The 20652-nt window shown below is 42.5% G+C and carries 18 protein-coding genes; 5 read left to right on the forward strand and 13 right to left on the reverse strand.

The features are described 5' to 3' along the window. Positions 1 to 552: 552 nt before the first annotated feature. The 6 genes from megL to H5114_RS16415 form a co-directional block, all read right to left on the reverse strand. Complete coding sequence (gene megL / locus H5114_RS16390; RefSeq protein WP_182723493.1) at positions 553 to 1737, reverse strand: methionine gamma-lyase; 1185 nt, start codon at positions 1735 to 1737, stop codon at positions 553 to 555. Between the two features lie 271 nt (positions 1738 to 2008). Then, on the reverse strand, positions 2009 to 3073 hold the full coding sequence (oleD, locus tag H5114_RS16395) for a 2-alkyl-3-oxoalkanoate reductase (protein ID WP_259395321.1): 1065 nt from the start codon (positions 3071 to 3073) through the stop codon (positions 2009 to 2011). Then, positions 3061 to 4755 carry an olefin beta-lactone synthetase gene (oleC, locus tag H5114_RS16400; protein ID WP_182723494.1) on the reverse strand — a complete coding sequence of 565 codons (1695 nt, stop codon included), beginning with the start codon at positions 4753 to 4755 and terminating at the stop codon, positions 3061 to 3063. Before oleC ends, oleD begins: the two co-directional genes overlap by 13 nt. A gap of 126 nt (positions 4756 to 4881) precedes the next feature. Further along, positions 4882 to 5757 (reverse strand): alpha/beta fold hydrolase, encoded by an 876-nt coding sequence (locus H5114_RS16405; protein WP_124016190.1) that lies wholly within the window; start codon positions 5755 to 5757, stop codon positions 4882 to 4884. A 59-nt stretch (positions 5758 to 5816) separates the two neighbouring features. Further along, positions 5817 to 6866 (reverse strand): 3-oxoacyl-ACP synthase III, encoded by a 1050-nt coding sequence (locus tag H5114_RS16410; protein WP_124016191.1) that lies wholly within the window; start codon positions 6864 to 6866, stop codon positions 5817 to 5819. A 252-nt stretch (positions 6867 to 7118) separates the two neighbouring features. After that, the gene (locus tag H5114_RS16415; protein ID WP_182723495.1) at positions 7119 to 8438 is read right to left on the reverse strand and encodes a methyltransferase; all 1320 of its coding nucleotides are present in this window, start codon (positions 8436 to 8438) and stop codon (positions 7119 to 7121) included. Positions 8439 to 8517: 79 nt separating this feature from the next. Between H5114_RS16415 and H5114_RS16420 the strand changes: the two genes are divergently transcribed. Further along, the gene (locus H5114_RS16420; RefSeq protein WP_124016193.1) at positions 8518 to 8745 is read left to right on the forward strand and encodes a DUF1289 domain-containing protein; all 228 of its coding nucleotides are present in this window, start codon (positions 8518 to 8520) and stop codon (positions 8743 to 8745) included. 263 nt (positions 8746 to 9008) lie between these two features. Here the strand turns inward: H5114_RS16420 and H5114_RS16425 are convergent, their stop codons facing one another. From H5114_RS16425 to H5114_RS16455, 7 genes are all read right to left on the reverse strand, one after another. Further along, positions 9009 to 9365 (reverse strand): YajD family HNH nuclease, encoded by a 357-nt coding sequence (locus H5114_RS16425; protein WP_182723507.1) that lies wholly within the window; start codon positions 9363 to 9365, stop codon positions 9009 to 9011. A 252-nt stretch (positions 9366 to 9617) separates the two neighbouring features. Further along, positions 9618 to 10202, reverse strand: coding sequence for a DUF502 domain-containing protein (locus H5114_RS16430; protein ID WP_124016194.1), 585 nt, complete (start codon positions 10200 to 10202; stop codon positions 9618 to 9620). A gap of 164 nt (positions 10203 to 10366) precedes the next feature. Then, positions 10367 to 11512, reverse strand: coding sequence for a putative sulfate/molybdate transporter (locus H5114_RS16435; RefSeq protein WP_182723496.1), 1146 nt, complete (start codon positions 11510 to 11512; stop codon positions 10367 to 10369). Between the two features lie 377 nt (positions 11513 to 11889). Next, a complete protein-coding gene (gene phoU / locus H5114_RS16440) occupies positions 11890 to 12594 on the reverse strand; it encodes a phosphate signaling complex protein PhoU (protein WP_124016196.1) in 705 nt (234 codons plus the stop codon). 47 nt (positions 12595 to 12641) lie between these two features. Next, positions 12642 to 13460 (reverse strand): phosphate ABC transporter ATP-binding protein PstB, encoded by an 819-nt coding sequence (gene pstB, locus H5114_RS16445; RefSeq protein WP_124016197.1) that lies wholly within the window; start codon positions 13458 to 13460, stop codon positions 12642 to 12644. Positions 13461 to 13487: 27 nt separating this feature from the next. After that, a complete protein-coding gene (gene pstA, locus H5114_RS16450) occupies positions 13488 to 15149 on the reverse strand; it encodes a phosphate ABC transporter permease PstA (RefSeq protein ID WP_182698511.1) in 1662 nt (553 codons plus the stop codon). A gap of 58 nt (positions 15150 to 15207) precedes the next feature. Beyond that, positions 15208 to 17463 (reverse strand): ABC transporter permease subunit, encoded by a 2256-nt coding sequence (locus H5114_RS16455; RefSeq protein WP_182698512.1) that lies wholly within the window; start codon positions 17461 to 17463, stop codon positions 15208 to 15210. Between the two features lie 296 nt (positions 17464 to 17759). On the opposite strand from H5114_RS16455, the gene H5114_RS16460 reads away from it, so the two are divergent. The 4 genes from H5114_RS16460 (at position 17760) to H5114_RS16475 (ending at position 20643) form a co-directional block, all read left to right on the forward strand. Further along, positions 17760 to 18266 carry a glycine cleavage system protein R gene (locus H5114_RS16460; protein WP_182723497.1) on the forward strand — a complete coding sequence of 169 codons (507 nt, stop codon included), beginning with the start codon at positions 17760 to 17762 and terminating at the stop codon, positions 18264 to 18266. Positions 18267 to 18365: 99 nt separating this feature from the next. Beyond that, positions 18366 to 19184, forward strand: a complete 819-nt coding sequence (locus H5114_RS16465) for a DUF2797 domain-containing protein (RefSeq protein ID WP_182698513.1) — start codon at positions 18366 to 18368, stop codon at positions 19182 to 19184. A gap of 282 nt (positions 19185 to 19466) precedes the next feature. After that, positions 19467 to 20072, forward strand: a complete 606-nt coding sequence (locus tag H5114_RS16470; protein ID WP_182698514.1) for a LysE family translocator — start codon at positions 19467 to 19469, stop codon at positions 20070 to 20072. A gap of 28 nt (positions 20073 to 20100) precedes the next feature. Continuing rightward, positions 20101 to 20643: a DUF1415 domain-containing protein gene (locus tag H5114_RS16475; RefSeq protein WP_182723498.1), complete on the forward strand. Its 543-nt coding sequence runs from the start codon at positions 20101 to 20103 to the stop codon at positions 20641 to 20643. The last annotated feature ends 9 nt before the right edge of the window (positions 20644 to 20652 follow it).

Consider the following 20652-nt stretch of genomic DNA (forward strand, 5'->3'; position numbering starts at 1 on the left):
TCTTTTGACGTTGCTTAAAAGCGTAAAGCTAACACCTGGATTCCGACTAAAAAGCATTGCCGGTACGACGAGGTAGTGGGCGTTATTTATATGAAATAGTGGTAAGCATCACCTACTAGCTTTGTATTGGCATGTAACTGTAAGCCACCCCCTCACGTCATCCCTGAATGCTTGTATCAGGGATCCAGGTGTTGCTGTTGACGTTGCTTAAAAGCGTAAAGCTAACACCTGGATTCCGGCTCAAAAGCATTGCCGGAACGACGGAATAGAGGGAATTTAGCCTCGCCGTCGTCATCCCCGAGATCTGTTATCAGGGATCCAGCTGTTGTCTTGGCTTTACTTCAGCTCAGTCATCCTCAAATGCCAAGATTCCGGCTCAAAAGCATTGCCGGAATGACGGAGTAGTGGGCGTTATTTGTATGAAGTAGTGGTAAGCATTACCGACTAGCGTTGTATTGGGCATGTAACTGTAAGCACCACCCGCTCGTCATCCCTGAGTGCTTGTATCAGGGATCCAGGTGTTTCATTTGACTTACCGCTTGTATAATTTTATTACAGCAGTGCTTGTTCTATGTCTGCTATCAGGTCTTCTACATTCTCTAAGCCAACCGAGATACGCAGTAAATTATCGGTGATACCTGCGGCTAATCGTGCCTCTGGAGTGTATGGTGAGTGGGTCATAGATGCTGGGTGTTGAATTAGGGATTCTGCATCACCTAAACTGACTGCTATGGTAAAGAGCTCGAGACGATTAACAAAGTTGATCGCGTCTTGCTTATTGCCTTTGAGTTCGAATGCAATCACCCCTCCGGCGCGTTTCATTTGCTTACCGATAAAACCATGACCTTGATGATGACTTAGCCCTGGATAAAAAACTTGGCTAAATTTAGGATGTTTATCTAAATATTCAGCTAGCACTTCAGCATTGTCACAGTGGCGAGTTAATCGTACATCTAAGGTTTTTAAGCCGCGTAAAATAAGCCAAGCATCGTGTGGGGATATCACGCCACCAAAGTCTTTGAGTATTTCATATTTGAGTCGGTGCATGTGCTCGGCGTTACCACACACAATACCGGCAATAACATCACCATGGCCATTTAAGTACTTGGTAGCACTGTGGATCACCATGTCGATCCCCATGGCTAAAGGTTGTTGCAATAAGGGCGTCATAAAGGTGTTATCGACTATTGATATCAATTTATGGGCTTTAGCAACCTTGGCGATTGCAGCAAGATCAAATACTTGTAAATGTGGGTTCACTGGGGTTTCACAAAATATCACTTTGGTATTGGGCATAATAGCCGCTTCAATTGCTGCAATATCAGTAAAATCGACTAAGGTGCTGGTAATGCCTAAACGGGTTAGCTGAGTGGTCATTAACGCAAAGGTACAACCATAAACGGCTTTGGAGGCAATCAAGTGATCGCCTGCATGTAAATGGGTTAGTAGTGCACTTGATACAGCAGCCATACCAGATGCGGTTGCGGCCGCATCTTCTGCGCCTTCAAGCAACGCCATTTTGCGCTCGAGTTCTGCAGTGGTTGGATTACCTAAACGTGTATAAATATAGCCTGGTTCTTCGCCTGCAAAGCGAGCGCCGCCCTGCTCTACGTTATCAAATACAAATGTGGCTGTTTGGTATAGCGGTGTAGTAAGTGAGCCAAAAGCTTCTCGTTGATGGCCGCCATGAATAGCTAAAGTTGCTAAATTCCATGTGTTGTTCTTGTTGTCTTGCATTGCTTCTCCCTGCGCCACCTAGTTATGAGTTGTTACCCTCTTTAGGATAACTTTTTTATGGTGGTCGGGATTCAAGATACAGTGGAATAAAATATAACCAAGAGATTGCTAAAAAATAACCAAAACCAATAATGTAAAAACAATTTTACAAACCATTTGGTGTGGTGTTTTTAGTAAGGGGATTTTCTATAGTGCTGATTACCATGGGCAATTAATCAAAGGTATTTTGCGCAAACAGCTTAAACCGCCAACGCAGATGATTAACAGGCAATTAGTGCGACAGTGATAACTTAAGCTTTTGCATGCCCTGCTCAATACTCACCAGCGGCTGATAGCCTAAATCTTGTTTTGCCGCGCTGATATCAAAGTAATGACTGGTTGATAATTGTCTTGCGACAAAGCGAGTCATGATGGGCTCTTGCTGTTTGTTAAGTAAGCCGTAGACAGTTTCAAGCAGCACACCAGCAGCATAAGCAACAGATGCAGGGACTCGCTTGGTCACTGGCGGTAAATCAACGCAAGCTAGGATCTGGTTAAGCATTGCAGCCATTGTAATCGGTTGGTCGTTACTTAAAAAATAGGCTTTACCGGCACTGTTGGCGGCGCCAACAAGGTCAACTGCCGCCAGAATATGTGCATAAGCGGCATTGTCGACATAAATCGTATCGACCAGTTTATCTTGCTGTCCTACCAGTTTTAAGCGCCCTGCTTTAGCCCGTTCGATCACTCGCGGAACCAGATGAGGATCATTTGGCCCCCAAATTAAATGCGGCCTTAAGGCGGTCGTTTTTAACATGGAATGATTGGCTTTTAATACCATGGCCTCAGCGATGGCCTTCGATTCACCATAGTAATTAAGGTATTCACTGGCATAAGGTGCAGATTCATTAATGCCATTTTCATCCACACCAGCAAACGTTACACTCGGGGTGCTGGTATAAATTAACCTGTGAATATTAACCGCTTTGCATGCGTTGATGATATTGGCTGCACCATCGACATTGGGCGAGAAATAACTTTGTTTACTGCCCCACACGCCAGCTTTTGATGCCACATGAAAAACTAAATCGCAACCTTGCATTGCCTGTTTTACACTAGCAAAGTCGCTAATATCACCTTGACGCATATCAACCCCAAGTTTTATAAGCTTAGGATAATGACCTCTGGCAAAACCGACAACCTCAATTCCAGCGGCTAATAAACGCTGACAAATGGCGAACCCAAGAAAGCCACCCGCACCGGTCACAAAAACTTTGCTGACCGATTGCGCTAACTGCTTCAATGCAACTTGCTCCAGAGGATGTAAGTCTGCCAAATCCATCGTTATTCTTTCCATTGCTTTTGGGCCCATATGGCGAGTTTTTCTCTGAATATTTTCGCATTATGACGTACGTCGACAGGGAAATCTGGATGAATTAAAAAGCGCCCAATGCCTTCAGTATGTGGATACTGCTGAGCCAATGCCATTAGCTCCTGATAAAGGATCTTAGAGGTTGAGCAAACAATGCCTTTGCGTAATTCGACGCACAAAACCGGAACCATATCACCATTAACATCAACGCCAACAATGGCGGAACGTTTAACTTGAGGATGAGTATTAAACACTCGCTCACAGGGCAGTGTATAAAAGCGTTTAAGTCGCTGCTTACCTCGCGTAGCATCAACTATGTGACCTTTACGTCCACACATCCACAATAAGCCATGATCGTCGATATACCCTACGTCACCCATACGATGAATGACGCGATCGCCATCGTTAATTTTAGCTAAGTCTGTCGCATGTTGACGTTGATAATAGGCTTGACTGACCATGGGACCACTCACCACGATTTCGCCTATTTGATTGGCGCTAAGCTTATTAACCTTTGCCCATTCAGGCTGCACTGCATCAGTAACCGCAATAATATCCACACTGACAGACTGTATTGGCTTACCGACACAAATGCCTTTACCTTGATCGGTTAATTCGCTAGTAGCAAACAATGCATGACTGCCAATCATGCTGATAGGCAAAGATTCTGTCGCGCCGTAAGAATTCAGCACTTCAACCTGTGGGTTGAGCATCTGGCTAAAACGTTTAATCGAGCTAATTGTAGCTGGCGCACCAGCTGAAATAACCCGTTTAACACTGGTTAACTTATGCTGAGTTTGCTCGCCCGCTTGACCTAAGCGTTCTAATAAAGCGGGATTAACGAACATGTTGCTGCATTGATATTGATCGATTGCAGCAAACAAATTGGCAGGATTGGCGCTAATGGGTTTACTGGCATCCATGTCGGGCACAATAGACGCCATGCCCAGTGCTGGGCCAAATAATGAAAATAGCGGGAATGTGGCTAAGTCTCGCTCGCCAGGAGTAATACCGTAATCGTGTTTTAGAGCGCTAATTTGTGCTTCAAACATCCCATGACTATAAACCACGCCTTTGGGGGTTCCTGTGCTACCACTGGTAAATAAAATCGCCGCCATTTCATCGCGTTCAAGCAATGCTATCTTAAGTGGTTGCGCTTGATTACGGCCAATTTCAATTATGGTTTCTAGGCTAATCGCATTGGCTAACCAACGCTGTAAACCCGAGCCTCCGACATTAATAAGGTGTTTAACACTGCCCTTACCCCAACCGAGGATACGTCTTGCAATATGGGCTTTAGGTATGCCAATAAACACATCCGGGCGTGACTCTTCAAAACACTGTTTAAGGTTGTTAATGCCCATGCCAGGATCGACCAGAATAGGAATAATCCCCGCCTTGAATAAGGCGAAGGTAAGCGAAAAAAACTCAAGGCTGGGTGTCACCATTAACACGGCTTTCATGCCGCGCGTAATACCAAATTGCAATAAGCCTTTGGCAATCATATCTGATTGCTGATGCAGACCGATAAAATCAATTTCTTGATAATCAAATCGCCCTTGCTTGGCATGTTGCACAGCAACGGCAAGCTCTGTTGGCATGGTTTGCGCAGCGGTGTTAAGATGCTGGCAGATATTAGCATTAGCGACAACGGTGGTTTGAGTCATGTTTATTCATTCTGACTAATGTGGATGATTCATCTGAGCAGGCTTGCTGTGATAACACAGATAACCAAGCCAAACTTTTTAGACGCTTAAAATCACTAAAAGGCTCAAATGAGCCTTTTAGTCGGATTAGTTTTTTGCGATAAAATCTTTGATTAAGCCAATGACTTCGTCGCTGGCATCTTCAAGAATGTAATGACCGCAGTCAGCAAACTCGTGCACAGTGGCATGAGGCATTCGCTGTCGCCATTCTTGTAAAAAATGCTTATCAAATACAAAATCTTGTAAACCAAAGCAAATCAGTGTCGGGACATCAGCAAACTGACTTAAGCTGTCGCCAATACTGGTGACTAAATCATAATTACGATCGCCTGGCTTTAGGGGAATGTCTTGCACAAAGCGTAAGGTCGAAATACGATTTTTCCACGAATTAAAAGGCGCAACGTAGGCTTCTCGAACCTCTTTTGCCATTGGCTTTCGCTTAACGCCGACATAAGAAGCCGCTGACGAAAACGCATTCAAGCCACGAACCAGCAAGGTGCCTAGCAAAGTTTCTCTACAAATCCATAGCGCCCATGGAAACGGTTTGGTTTTAGGCAAATGAAAGGCTGCAGTGTTTAAACACACGATACGCTTAATGCGATCGGGATGACGCGCAGCAAAGCCCATACCAATCATACCGCCCCAGTCGTGCACAACTAAGGTAATGTTTTGTGTAACATCAAGACTGTCCAGCAAAGCTTCTAAATCGTCAATGCGGCTTTTTAAAGTGTAATCATATTGAGGATCATCAGGCTTGTCTGATAAACCACAGCCAATATGATCTGGCACAATACATTGATGGGAATCACTCAAGGCACTGACTAAATTTCTGTAGTAGTAACTCCAACTAGGATTACCGTGCACCATCACAACAGGCTCGCCTTGGCCTTCGTTGATATAGTGCAGTTTATTGCCATTACGATCTAAAAAATGACGTTTAAATGGCAGCAAGTTGTCTAGCATGATGCATCCTGTTAACTATTTTTATAATGAAATGCAAAAACGTCAGTGCAGCCATAGGCTTACCACTTAATTCCTAACATCATGCAGTTTAAGCCACTGCCTATTCCTAAAAAGCTGACTTGATCGCCAACACGTAAAAAACCTTCATCATGAGCAATTGCCGCCGTCACTGGGAGTGAGACCGTGCCCATATTGCCTAATGTTTGATAGGTGGGATATTCTTTTTCGTGGGGTATATTTAATGCATTGAGCACTTGTCGACGGTTGGAAGCCCCCACTTGATGACAAATCACTTTATCAACTTGTTCGACAACCCAATCACGCTGCTCTAAAAAATGCTCCCAAGTGTGCTTGGCAAGCTCGACACCTTCCTTCAATAAGGTGACAGCATCTGTACGCATAAACTCACGGTACAACAAGTGCCCAGCTTCTTGCAGGCCCCATTGACACAATTGGTGATGTTCTGGTGCAGACAAATGACTCGCGCCTAACAACTGGTGTTGGCGAGTGGTTTTAAGGTCCAAAGTACCGTCGGTTAAAATTACCGCAACAGCGCCTGAGCCACCGGTTAATGTCGCCAGTGATTGAGCAAAATTTTGCATGGTCGGTTCAGCTAACATGTGGTCAATGGTCGCATCAACTATGTCTCGTGCAGATTCACACGACACCACCATACCGGCTTTGATTTGCCCTAACTCTATGCGATTAGCAATATCTAAAATGCCCGACAACACACCTAAACACGCATTACTGATATCGTAGATTGCAGTGTCTTTAGACACCCCGAGTTCAGCAGCAATACGACAAGCGGTAGCGGGTTCATGTTGGTCACGACAGACACCGGTGTAAACCACCGCGCCTAAATCACTGACATTGATTCCGGTTTCATTCAAGGCCTTTCGTGCTGCAGCAATGGCACCATCTGATAAACGATGACCTTTAGGCCACCAGCGACGCTCGGTAATTCCGGTTAACGCGGCAAGTTGCCCCATTGGAATACGAAACTTTTGATACAGTGGCGCCAAGCGAGATTCTAAATCGCTACTCGACACTACTTGTGGTGCTAGCTCATAGGCCAGACTATTGATAAAGACGCGTGAATATTTCATTAAACCGTATAATTCGCTTCGCTCTAGCAAGCCCAAAAGCCACTAGAATAGTTGTTATTCGTTATTAACCCGCCATTTGAACAAGAATGGCCTAATTATTCAATCAAAAACAGTAAGCCAATACCGTCATTTGGATAATTATTTATGGTTAGATTTCATTGCTTGATTAACTAGTATGTTGATTTTCACAGTTTTAAGGTAAATAGACTAGTATAAACAATGGTTTAATTTACCGATTTGTGACAAATGCTGTTATTCGTCTGTTTTAATTGCTTGGATCAAGGCATTTCGTGGTGTCACACTGTTTGCACAAAATTCAGCCAAGGTAACTTGGTATCCCTGCTCCTGTAAAAAACAGACTCGGTCGAGCAACAGCCAGCGCTCCAATGCACGACGAAATAAATGAGCCACTAAATCGATTCGCTTTGTCAGGCGTTGACGCGCAATACCGCGGTGCAAATAATGGCTTAAATTAATCTCACTGGATAGTGATAAATGCTTTTGATTTGCTGCCCATTGGCAAAAATCGCTAAAACTACCGCTAAGCTGGCTTTTTTTAATCGTCGGCACCGGCAAATAAGCCTCTACACATCGAATATCTCGCTGCAAGCTATCAAACCCTAAGCGCCATGATACCTCTTGATTGCGTAATTGTTGTTTTTTACTGTTGGCAATAACGCTTTGTTGCAATGGTAGTTGTAAATCATGCTTTGACAGCTTCAGAGCGCTGCCTTTGGCTAAAGCCGATAACGGCTGATAATCTTCATGCTCAATCAAATGATAACAACAAGGTGAAATAGAAATCGCCCGAGTACCTGCTAAGGTTGCTAACTTGAGTAAACGCATGTGTAAGTCACCGCAGGCGTGCAATGCGATGGCATGTTGATCGATTAACAATAGCGGTTTACTTGAGTCTATTGGCGCAAACGCATCGGCACAAATAAAACGCTGCGGTATCTGCCATTGTTTGGCAAACATTTGCCCTTGGGCGCATAAACTCGCTTGCCACTCAAGACTGGTCACCTCAACCTGTTGCTGCTTGGCGACTAAACGGCCTAAATGGCCTTTACCAGCACACCATTCTAAAATGGGTAATCGAGGTAACAATGGTTGATACTTTGGATCAACTTGATGTGAAAACGCCGTAATTTGCTGCCATTTCCGCCCTTTAATATGAGCGCTAAAATGCACTAAATCGTCATTTTCAGGCTGATTATTTTGTTGCTCTTGACTGTGAAAATCGACCGTATTCTCTGAGTGAACAGATTGTGCAGCCGAAGTGATGACTAACCAGCTTAGTTGACTAATGAGTTCGTCAGCCTGTGGTAATAGACTTTGTTTAATATCGCTCATCAAACTGGGCAATAACGTCTCAACCAGCAACTGCTGATCCATATCGAGGCTATCTATTTCACCATCGTCAAGCTGCCACACTTTTTGAGCTAACTGCGGAAAGGTCTGTTGCCAAGGTAAGTGGTCACACTCAAAAGCAACCAGCTGCCATAAGGGTTTTAAAGCATCAAGAAGTGTATCGACCGCGTTAAAGGTAGAATGATAATCGATTACTGACATATGGCTGCTTATAGTTAACCTTAGCTGATTGAAATGATAGGATGCAGTCCATTGAATACCTAAACCGGAATTGTAAACTATGCACTCACCTTGTGTCGCCCGTTGTGGCTTAAATGCTGATGATTATTGTATGGGTTGTTTTCGTCACATCGATGAGATTGTCACTTGGTCACAAATGAATGATGAGCAACAACAGCTCATTTGGGACAGTTTAACGGCCAGAAAACAACAGTTTTTAGGTGAGAGTAATAATCAGACCTTGTCACGAGCCAAATGGTTAGAAGCTGAAAAACGGATTAAACGCTGATAGGTTATAACGAGTGGTTACGAGCCTAGATACTAGGGCGGACTGCGTCTGCTAGTGCGCTTCGCCTTCTATAACAAGGGTAAAGCATCAGGCATAGCTCAGAAGTATTGCCATGATGGAATCTAGCCCCCCCTAAGCTTCACCCTTTTGAATTTGATGTTATAGCATCTCGCCACGAAACGTCATAGATCCTAGGCGGTTTCGCGCTTGTCATCGCCGGTTATCAATTTGTCATCGCTCTTGGCACTTTAACCATCGATAAACTACTTCTTCATCATGGCTTTTAAGTCAGCAAATGGGTTGAAGGTGGCAGCTTGTTGTTTGGCTTCTTTGGTACTGCCATAACGAATTAATTCTTCAAAACGTGAGTGTTCGTTGTCGTGGCAGTACAAGCACAATAATTCCCAATTGGTGCCATCTGATGGGTTGTTATCGTGGTTATGATCGCGATGATGTACCGTGAGTTCAGATAAGTTTTTATGGGTGAATTCGCGAGTACAGCGACCACATACCCAAGGGTAGAGCTTAAGCGCTTGCTCACGATAGCCTTTCTCACGAGAGGCTTTATAGTCTCTGGCTTCAGCTAATACTTTATCTAATTTACTTTCGTTGGCTGACATTAATTTATCACTCATAAATAAAATGGCCTCAAGGATAATCACAGTTATCACTTGGGGTAATTGTTTATAGCATCTTGTAGACCATTACGCTGCAATGGTCATATATGCAAAGTCAAAGCGATAACTAGAGATGACGAATGAGCAGAACGGCAAACCCGCCCTAGCCTTTAGCCCTAAAACGCTTTATTTTTAGTACAGCGTTGGCAGCTATCGCTTTTATCAACAGTTATCACTCAAAACAGATTTTAGCGGCTATGAAGCGTCTTTGCTATTCGATATTCCAGCGGTTAAATTAAAGCGCATTGCATCTTCAAAAGACCAATCAACACTGATTAAGTCTTCACGCTTTACTAAGCTTGTTACCCCAGCAATTTGATAACTCAATTGAAATAATACTGGCACCCAATCGCCTTCAGGCAAAGCATCAACTAAGGGCTGTGGCGCAAACTCACTCATGATAAAACCGACTACAAAGCTACCATTGGCTTGCTTTACTAACACGGTTTTTTGGGTTTTAGGTTGGCCGTCACGGTTCATTAAACTGGCAATATCCCGAATGCTGCCATAAACCGATTTAAACAATGGAAACTTCATCAGTTGATTTTCAATCCAGCCATAGACCCATACAATTGGGCTAACTGAAAATAATAATCCCGCAATAAAGACTAAGGCTGCGACCAAACAAAAACCTGCGCCGACAAAAACAGGTTCTATTCCAACAATATCAAGTAATAGCTTACCTAAACCATCAAGGGAGATGAACAATGACCAGAAAAGCCAGATCGATAGCACCATAGGTAATAAATTCGTTAAACCACGAGTAAGGGTATTTTTCATTGATCACACAAAAGAAGATAGAACAGGACAAAAATGTTACCACAGTTTGTTGATTAGTCACTTCAAAAATAGCAACTGGCTCATTGGACTATTGCTGCGCTGTCAGTCTGCCCAGATAAAAAAAGATACCATAAGCTCACAAATATTACCCTACAAGGGCACGATTACTGTTTCGAGTTAACAAGATGCAACCATTGGTGACGACCTAACTCTAGTACGACACCAACAGCCAAACCGGCTGCGGTGTTAATCAATAAACACGTCACCGCGGTTGATAAAATAACCAACATACAAAACGGCTTGCCATCAAATAAACGTTTAGACCATGCTAATTGTGTCCCTGCTATGGCAAGTAAACTGCCTAAAACGGCTAAAGGGATCAATGACAATGCACTGGCAATACCTTTACCCCAAAAGATGGCAATAACAATGCACGCACTACCAAAAATAGTCGGTGCTAGCCAGGTTCGTGCGCCAAAGTGATATTGCACCGCCAACCCACCAGCGCCGTGACACATTGCCGTTGCACCAAAAGGCGATAACAGCAAGTTAGCCCAACCAGAGCTTTTAGCAAATTGTTGTGGTTCAAATCTTTCACTCTCTTGAGGAAATTTATCTTTTGCCATCGCAGAAATCGCAATCACTGCATTGGTCAATGTGAGCGCTAACTGAGGTAGCACCAATAAAACGGCAGCAGAGCCCCATTCATCGATACTCGGCCAACTCAACGGCCAAACACTGGTATGGGTCAAGTTAACACTGGGAAGAGTCCCACTGGTTAACTGCCAAACAATACCAAGAATAATCACTACCGGCATCACCAAATATTGCATTGGCATAAAACGACTGACAAACAAAAAACTAAAAGCAAGTATGCCGACCCACCATGTTTCGCTCATCATGACGCCACCTAACCATATCAATTGGAGTCCTATTGCTAACTGGATCCCAATACTAATCGCCGGCGATAACAACTTAGCCATCCATTGAATAATGCCGCTATAGGCTAAAACAAGTAGAATAAGGCCCATTAACATGGCAGATGCTTGTAACATTCCAGGAGACATTCCTTCTGCAATGACTAACGCACTGATCACCTTCATAGGTTGTATCGGAATGGGGCGTCGATAATAAAATGCCGTAAATAAGGCAAAAAAACCAAATCCTAAAAATATCCCTTGGGGGGAGAATTGATTAAGGGCAATTAAGCCTAAAACGAGAGGAAGAAAGGTACCTAAATCAGCAAATGCGCCACTGAACTCACCTGAAATCTTATTTACGTTATCGAAACGATTGATCTCACATCTCATATATCTTGCCGTAAGGAATGGATACTGAAATAAAGCAATTACAGTGCCATATTAAAAATGCGACACACCTCTAAATTAATATGCCTAAATATAAATTTAACAAATTCATTGCGACAATATGAACCATAGCATGTCGCCAACAATGGTCATTATGTCCACATAATCGTTTGTTAAATCATTAGTATTTAGAAAAGATTACCTAAAAAAAGATCAGCCGAATCAATAAAAAAGTAGATTTGGTCATCCATATATTGATGATATTGATAATACATTTCTCTCAATTGCATAAAAAAAGCCCCTATCGATGGGGGCTTTATTACAAGGTCGAAAAATGGCTTACTTAGGCACTCTAGATTTGAATATTACAATTTAGAGACTTAAAGCTCTTTTTCCATTTCTTCGTAAGAAATATGACGAACGTCTTTACCTTTTACATAATAGATCACGTATTCACAGATATTTTTACAACGATCGCCAACACGCTCAACAGCACGCGCAGCCCATAATACGTCTAATACACCAGGAATTGAGCGCGGATCTTCCATCATATGAGTCATTAACTGACGGATGATACCTTCATACTCTTTGTCTATTTTGGCATCTTCTTTATGTAATTCAAATGCTTGGTCAGCATCCATACGAGCTAATGCATCTAAAGTTGAGTGCAGCATACGTGTGGCATGACGCCCCATGTTTTCAATACTCACCAATAAAGGTTGTTGGCTGTTAGCACGTTTTTCAACCGCGGCTTTAGCAATACGAACACACGCATCACCAATACGCTCAAGATCGGTAATTGTTTTAGAAATAGCCAAAATTAAGCGCAAGTCACTTGCTGCAGGCTGACGCTTGGCAATAATACGAGTGCATTCTTCGTCAATAGCCACTTCCATGCCATTCACTTTATGATCGCCTTCAATCACTTGTTGAGCCAGCTCTGAGTCAAGGCTTGCAAGAGCATCTAATGCTTGCTCAAGCTGACGTTCAACTAAACCGCCCATCGCCAATACGCGATTGCGAATATCATCAAGCTCAGCATTAAACTGGCCTGATATATGTTTACTTAAATTCATTTTATCCATGATACCCACCTAAATTCTGTATATTAATTAAAAGCGTTTTAGCCAGATTAACCGTAGCGACCGGTAATATAATCTTCTGTTTTACGCTTTTTAGGGGTCGTGAAAAGGGTGTTGGTATTAGCGTATTCAACCAGTTCACCCATGTACATAAATGCCGTTTGATCTGACACTCGCGCCGCTTGTTGCATATTATGCGTCACAATCACCACGGTATATTTTTGCTTTAATTCAGTGATCAATTCTTCAATGGTTAAGGTTGATATTGGATCCAGTGCCGACGTTGGCTCATCGAGTAATAATACTTCTGGCTCAATGGCAATGGCACGAGCAATCACCAAACGTTGTTGCTGACCACCTGATAATCCAAATGCATTGTCGTGTAGGCGGTCTTTCACTTCATCCCAAATGGCTGCGCCACGCAGTGAACGTTCAGCCGCTTCATCTAAATCACGACGGTTGCTTAGCCCTTGCAAACGTAAACCATAAACCACGTTTTCATAAATTGACTTAGGAAACGGGTTAGGACGCTGAAACACCATACCTACGTTACGACGTAATGCTGCTACATCAACTTTCTTGTCATAAATATTTTGTCCATGAAGCAAGATTTCACCGTCAATTTTACAAATATCAACTAGGTCATTCATGCGATTAATACAACGTAACAGCGTTGATTTACCGCAACCACTTGGGCCGATAAAAGCAGTAACTTGTTTTTTAGGGATCTTCATCGACACATCAAATAACGCTTGTTTATTCCCGTAACGTAAATCTAAGTTACGTATCTCAAGCGCGGTATCCTGTGCCGGTAAGTTAACTAAATCAACGGCTTCTTTTTTCATTGTTGAACTATCAATAGAAATCATTTTATCTTTCCTTCAGGATATCGCTAATTAGTGTTCTAGCGAACGGAATTTTTCACGTAAATGGTTGCGCACGCTGATAGCGGTTAAATTAAGGGCAACAATTACAGATACTAATAAGAACGAAGTTGCATACACCAATGGACGAGCAGCTTCTACGTTAGGGCTTTGGAAGCCGACATCGTAAATATGGAAACCTAAGTGCATAAACTTACGTTCTAAATGCACAAACGGGAAATTCATATCAATCGGTAATGTTGGCGCTAGCTTAACCACACCAACCAACATTAACGGTGCCACTTCACCTGCTGCACGGGCTACTGCCAAAATCAAACCGGTCATAATTGCCGGGCTTGCCATTGGTATTACAATGCGCCATAAAGTCTCGGCTTTGGTTGCACCTAAGGCCAAACTACCTTGACGTACTGCGCTCGGAATACGGCTTAAACCTTCTTCCGTCGATACAATCACCACTGGTAACGTTAAGATAGCTAAGGTTAGTGCAGACCACAGCACCCCAGGTGAGCCAAATGTAGGAGATGGCAAGGCTTCGGGGAAGAACAATTGGTCAATTGAGCCGCCCATCATGTAAACGAAGAAGCCTAAACCAAACACACCATACACAATTGAAGGCACACCGGCTAAGTTAATCACCGCAATACGGATCAGCTTAGTAATCGGACCTTTCTTAGCGTATTCATGTAAGTAAATGGCTGCAATAACACCAAATGGGGTCACAATCACCGCCATCAACATCACCATAAATACCGTACCGAATATTGCTGGGAACACCCCGCCTTCAGTATTTGCTTCACGTGGGTCATCACTGACAAAGCGACCTATGCCAACAAACCAGTGAGTTATCTTTTGTAGCAAACTCATATGATTGACATAGCTTACGTCTAAAATAGAGTCTAGAGGCAAGGTAACCTCAACGCCGCGCATGTCTTTAATAATTACAGAGTCACGGGCAGCTTTGTCACGCAGAGCAAATAAGTCTTTTTCAAGCACTAAGTAGTCTTGCTGCAGTTGATCAAGTTGCGCCTTAATATCAGCCTTACGTGCCTCAGTTAATTCACCATCCAGCTCATATCCACGTTCTTTTAAACGTAAACGCTCCATTTGGTAATTAATCGAACCAATATCGCTTTTTTGCAACTCCAAGGCTTGATCAGAAATCGCTACAGCGCGATCTATGTGGTCAAACAAAGAAGCTTCTATATCTGATTCACTGTTTAACGCTAAGCGTTTACCGTCTTCGATAACCGCAACAGGATAACCGTAAAAGTTACCATTTTGCGTACGCTCAAGCTTAGCGACATCAGCGGGAATTGAACGGCTGACGATATCTGTTGCAAGGATCCAACGAAAATCTAAGCCAACAAACTCACGGTTACCGGTTTTAACCAGATAACGCATCACAAACTCACCAGGATGCTTAGTAAACTTATGCCCTGCTGAAATTAAGCGCTCTGTTGGCACTTCTTCACGGTCATAAATTTCACCAATAAGGGTACTTTTAACCCCATTATTGTCTTCAAGCTGCCATTGATAAACATCAGCGGGCCAAAAGTAACTTAGACCACGCCAAGCGATTAACAGTAATAAGCCTAATACGGCAATCAAACTGATACTAACGGCACCACCGGTCATCCAAATCCACGGTGAACCTGATTTAAACCACTTACCCATTGCACAAACCTCTCAAGGCGATTGGCGAAATAATCATTAATTGAGTCATCATCTTTCCTTACAGTGAGCTATAACGTTCGCGTAAACGTTGGCGAACCACTTCAGCAATAGTGTTAAAGAAGAAGGTGAACACAAACAATACAAAGGCGGCTAAGAACAACACACGATAATGCGAGCTACCAATGGCCGATTCTGGCATTTCCACCGCAATGTTTGCCGCTAAGGTACGCATACCTTCGAAAACGCTCCACTCCATGATGGCAGTGTTACCGGTTGCCATTAATACAATCATAGTCTCCCCTACCGCGCGGCCTAAGCCCATCATGATGGCCGAGAAAATCCCCGGACTTGCTGTGAGTAACACCACTCGAGTTAAGGTTTGCCAGTTTGTCGCACCTAATGCCAAGCTGCCGTTTGATAGATGACGTGGCACAGAGAAAATCGCATCTTCAGCAATTGAGAATATGGTTGGAATAACCGCAAATCCCATGGCGATACCCACAACCAGCGCATTTCGTTGGTCAAAGGTGATGCCTAAATCGTTGGTAATAAACTGACGCGTGTTGCCGTCGAAAAATGCCACTTCAATTATTGGGCTTATCTCAAATGCAAACCAACCAACAAATATAATCACTGGTAATAGCATCAGTTCTTGATAGGTTTCAGGTAAACGTTGCTTCCATTTTTCTGGTAATTTACTCCACGCAAATGCGGTAGTAAGAATGGATGTGGGTAATAATATTAACAACACCACAATACCGGGCAAGTGTTCCTCAATCAGTGGCGCTAGCCACAGACCGGCTAAGAACCCCAAAATAACCGTCGGTAATGCTTCCATAATTTCAATCGTTGGCTTAACCACGTTGCGCACTTTAGGCGTCATAAAGTAAGCGGTATAAATTGCCCCAGCAATCGCCAGTGGCGATGCAAATAACATGGCGTAAAATGCCGCTTTCATGGTGCCAAATGCCAAGGGCATTAAACTCAATTTAGCTTCAAAGTCGTCAGTACCAGACGTTGATTGCCATACGTATTTAGGCTCTGGGTAGCCTTCGTACCATACTTTATCCCACAACGCGCTCCAGGATATTTCTGGATGGCTATTCTCTACAGAGAAAAGGTTAAGTTTGTTATCAGCTTCAATCACTAATCCATTTGAACGCGGACTAAATGCCATTTGGCCTGGGTTGGTTAGCTGAAATTTCTCATCAAATAGTTCACGTTGACTCGTGGTATAAAGCAGAGTTAATTCACCTTCTTTACTCAATACAGCAAAGCTTTTACGGTAAAACTCAGTCGCCATAACACTCACAGGTGCTATATCGTCAAACTCACGAATTTGCTGGTATAAACGACCTTTATCACTGTTTACTTGGAAATACTGACTGACAATACCACTGTCATAACTGACCAGAATCGAGCTAGCACCGGCAAGCAAATTGACTTGTCTCACTTGAGCTCCGACTTTTTGAACATCGATAACTTGAAGTAATTCAATCGAGTCTGCGTCACGAGTGTTGTAGACAAACAGTTTATTGGTCGCGCCCAAAATAAGCTGACGATGATCGGGTGTCATTATTGCCGAAATAACATGATTAGGTGCATCTTCAATAAACACTTCAACAGATGACCATTCAACTTCTTCAGTCATCATGTTTTCTTCGCCTTCCTGGCGATTTAACTTCCAAGCACCATTGGCATCTTGGTAAGCAAAACTCATGCGGCTGTCGCTGAAATCAAACACCAGATTATAAACAGCGCCCTCATTATTAATCGTTAATGGCTCTTCACCAATCGGATAACGTAATGATGGCGTAATAACGCGTTTGTTGTCAGGGTAGGTTAAGCCAAACTCGATCCCGATAACGATCACTTGGCCGTTACTCAAACCTAACGCGAAACGTTGCTCGCTTGGGCTCGATTTAGCACTGCTAGTGACCGTGGTACCTTCAGGGATTTTAGCCTTGAAAGACGAGATTAATTCACCGCTAATGGCTGAATAAAAATCGACATTACCCATTTCGGTTACCCGATAAAGGACTTCGTTTTGTTCATCGCTACCAACCATTAAGGTTTTAGCGTCAGTATTTTGGTAACTCACACTCGTAACAGGTTCTATATGTGCCCCATCAAAAATGGGCTTGATGACATACAGCAAATAGAAAAATATTAATAACAGGGTGACAAATACCAACGTGCCACCAACGGTTACCCCAATCTCTGCTGCCTTATCCTTAAATGCTCTGCGGGTTGCATGTCTATCAACAAGTAGACTTTTTTCAGCAGAACCAGGTTTATTGACCTGACTTTCCATTAAGAACCTCTAATAATTAATCGATGCCATAATTAGCGCTTTGAATGTGTAGTTTACTATGCTAACAATAAATATTTATGACCAAATACATTAACTTTCGCCACTTATTTAAGTCTCTAAATCACTTACCTTAGTCTCTACATAACTCATATTAGTTTCTAATTAAGTGTTAGTAAGACAATAGTAAAACTGATGTAAGACAGCAAAAAAACCATAACACAATCTTAAGTGGCTGCGATTATATGACGTAAAGATGACAGTTGTGTTACAGACTTTGTTTATAGGAGAAATATCCAATGATGCGTTATCTTATTACTCTTCAAGCACCAGACCGAAAAGGCTTGGTAGAACAAATCGCCAATGTCGTTAGTCGACATAATGGCAACTGGTTAGACTCAGAAATGCGTCATATCGACGGTATTTTTGCAGCCATATTACAATTAGAAGTCCCAGCACTAAAATGGGATGAGTTAATTGATGCCTTAGAATGTATTGACGGCTTAACGCTAACGTTTGCTAAAACCACCTTAGTCGCTAAACCGATTAAGCATTTATATTACAACTTAGTGGCCTACGATCGCCCCGGAATTGTGCTGCACATCTCAAATAAAATGAATGCGCTAGGCATTAATATTGAACAATTTAGCAGCCAGTATGAAACGGCGAGTCACACTGGTATCGCGTTATTTAAAGCGACCATGACATTAGGCTTAACCGATCCAAACCAAGAAGAACAAATTACTGCATCGCTTTATGAAATGGGTGATGACGTGGTGCTTGATAAGCTGAGTAAATCAGCTTAAATGAACAGCAGATCGGCATACAAGCTCAATTAAGCCTAAAATCCGTTTTCATCATCTGTTAAACTGCCACGAAATAATGATGATAAAAATGGATTAACCATGTTTGGAACGCTATCAAAATTGAAAACCCACCTTAATGATAACCATGAGGTGGAGTATCATTTACCGGTGGGTGACGAGCGTTTAGCGCTTAACCCGCTTATTGGTAAGTCATTGACCATGACTCACACAGGTAATATTTTTTGCAGCAACTGCGGTAAAAAGACCAAGAAAAGTTATTCTCAGGGTCATTGTTATGTTTGCATGTCAAAGCTAGCCAGTTGTGACCTGTGTATTATGAAACCTGAAACATGTCATTTTGATCAAGGCACTTGTCGCGAACCAGAATGGGGCATATCAAATTGCTTTGTGCCCCACTACGTGTATTTATCGAATACTTCAGGTATCAAGGTCGGCATTACTCGCCATACTCAAATCCCAACCCGTTGGATAGACCAAGGGGCGACTCAGGGCTTACCGATTTTTAAAGTGTCGACGCGAAAAATGTCGGGCTTAATCGAAATAGAATTAGCCAAATTCATTAACGACAAAACCCATTGGCAAGCGATGTTGAAAGGTCATAATGATGATATTGATCTTGTCGAACAAGCCGCGCAACTGATTCCTCTGATTGAAGATAGACTGCACGCTTTAGCGGCCGAATATCAAGACATTGTGATTGAACGCCTTGATGCCAACATTCAAGCCATTAGCTATCCTATAACGCAATTTCCGGTGAAAGTTAAATCACACAATTTTGATAAAATTGCTGAAGTCAGCGGTATTTTGCAAGGCATTAAAGGCCAATATCTTATTTTTGATACTGGGGTGATCAATATTCGTAAGTTTTCATCTTACGAAGTAGACGTCAGTTATTAATTCACCTAACGATTTCTTTTTCAAAACTTGCTAGCAATGCCTGTATTTTTAAGTTGTGAGATCTGAGATTCACTCAGGTCTCGTGACGTAAAAATAGCCTATGATAATTACACTTGCTAACCATTAATTTATTTGAATTATATCAAAGTGTTAATCGCTACAATGATAATTCATTAAGATTAAAACGATAAATTTAACTCACTGCTAAAAAAATCATTATGGTGAATGACTAAATTCACCTAGAATTCTGCTTCTATAACACTTAAGCCGAGAAACCTGTTCATGGAGTTAGTATTCGCCATTGCTTTATTTGCTTTTTCTGCCGGTATTACTCCAGGCCCTAACAACATTATGTTGATGACCTCTGGGGTTAATTTTGGCATTAAACGCAGCATTCCTCACTTAATGGGCATTAGCTTGGGTTTTCCGACCATGATACTGGCGGTTGGACTTGGCTTAAGCGCGATATTTCAAGCGTATCCTTTCATCCATATTGTTATTAAAGTGATTGGTATCAGCTACCTACTTTATCTTTCATGGCTTATCGCTAATAGCAGCAGTAAAATGGAAGGTAAGCAGGTAAGCAAGCCATTTAGCTTTTTACAAGCCGCAGCATTTCAATGGGTCAATCCAAAAGGCTGGATCATGGCAGTGGGAGCTATTGCGACGTTTACTTCAGTGCAACAAGAACTGAATAGCCAAGTGATCACGATTGCGAGTGTATTTTTATGTGTGGCATTCCCGTGCGCGATTGTGTGGCTGGGATTTGGCGTGGCACTAAAACGTCTGCTAAAAAATGAACGCCAACAGCGTATTTTTAATATCTCTATGGCTCTATTATTAGTGGCATCGATCATCCCAATGATGTTACCGCCCGCAACACATTAATTTATTAAATAAGCTTAAAGGTTACATAATGGAACAACATGAATGTCTTGCTCATACCGAAAACTGGGTAAAAGATGTCATTATGAAATACAACATTTGCCCATTTGCGCGTCGTGAAGTTGAACGCGCTAGCATTCGTTATGTAGCCATTGAAGCAACAAAAATAAAGGCCGTACTAAAAGCATTAATTGACGAGTGCCAACACTTAGATACTCATCCTGATACTGAAACGACACTATTTATTTTACCGCGGGGCTTTGAAGGTTTTTACCCTTACTTAGATTTAGTCGATTTTGCTGCTGATGAATTAATGGCGCAAGGCTATGAAGGGGTTTATCAATTAGCGACATTTCATCCAGACTATTGCTTTGAAGGCGAACCTCAAGACAGTGCCGCAAATTTTACTAATCGTGCACCTTATCCTTGCCTGCATATTATCCGTGAAGCCAGTATGGAAATTGCGTTAGCAAACTACACCGACCCCGAATCAATACCTGAGCGAAATATTGCGTTTGCTGAACGCAAAGGCAGTGAGTTTTTTATCCAATTATTGCAGCATTGCACTAAATGAGTTGAGAAA

The organism is Shewanella sp. SR43-8 (assembly GCF_014163775.1).
Classification (GTDB): Bacteria; Pseudomonadota; Gammaproteobacteria; order Enterobacterales; family Shewanellaceae; genus Shewanella; species Shewanella vesiculosa.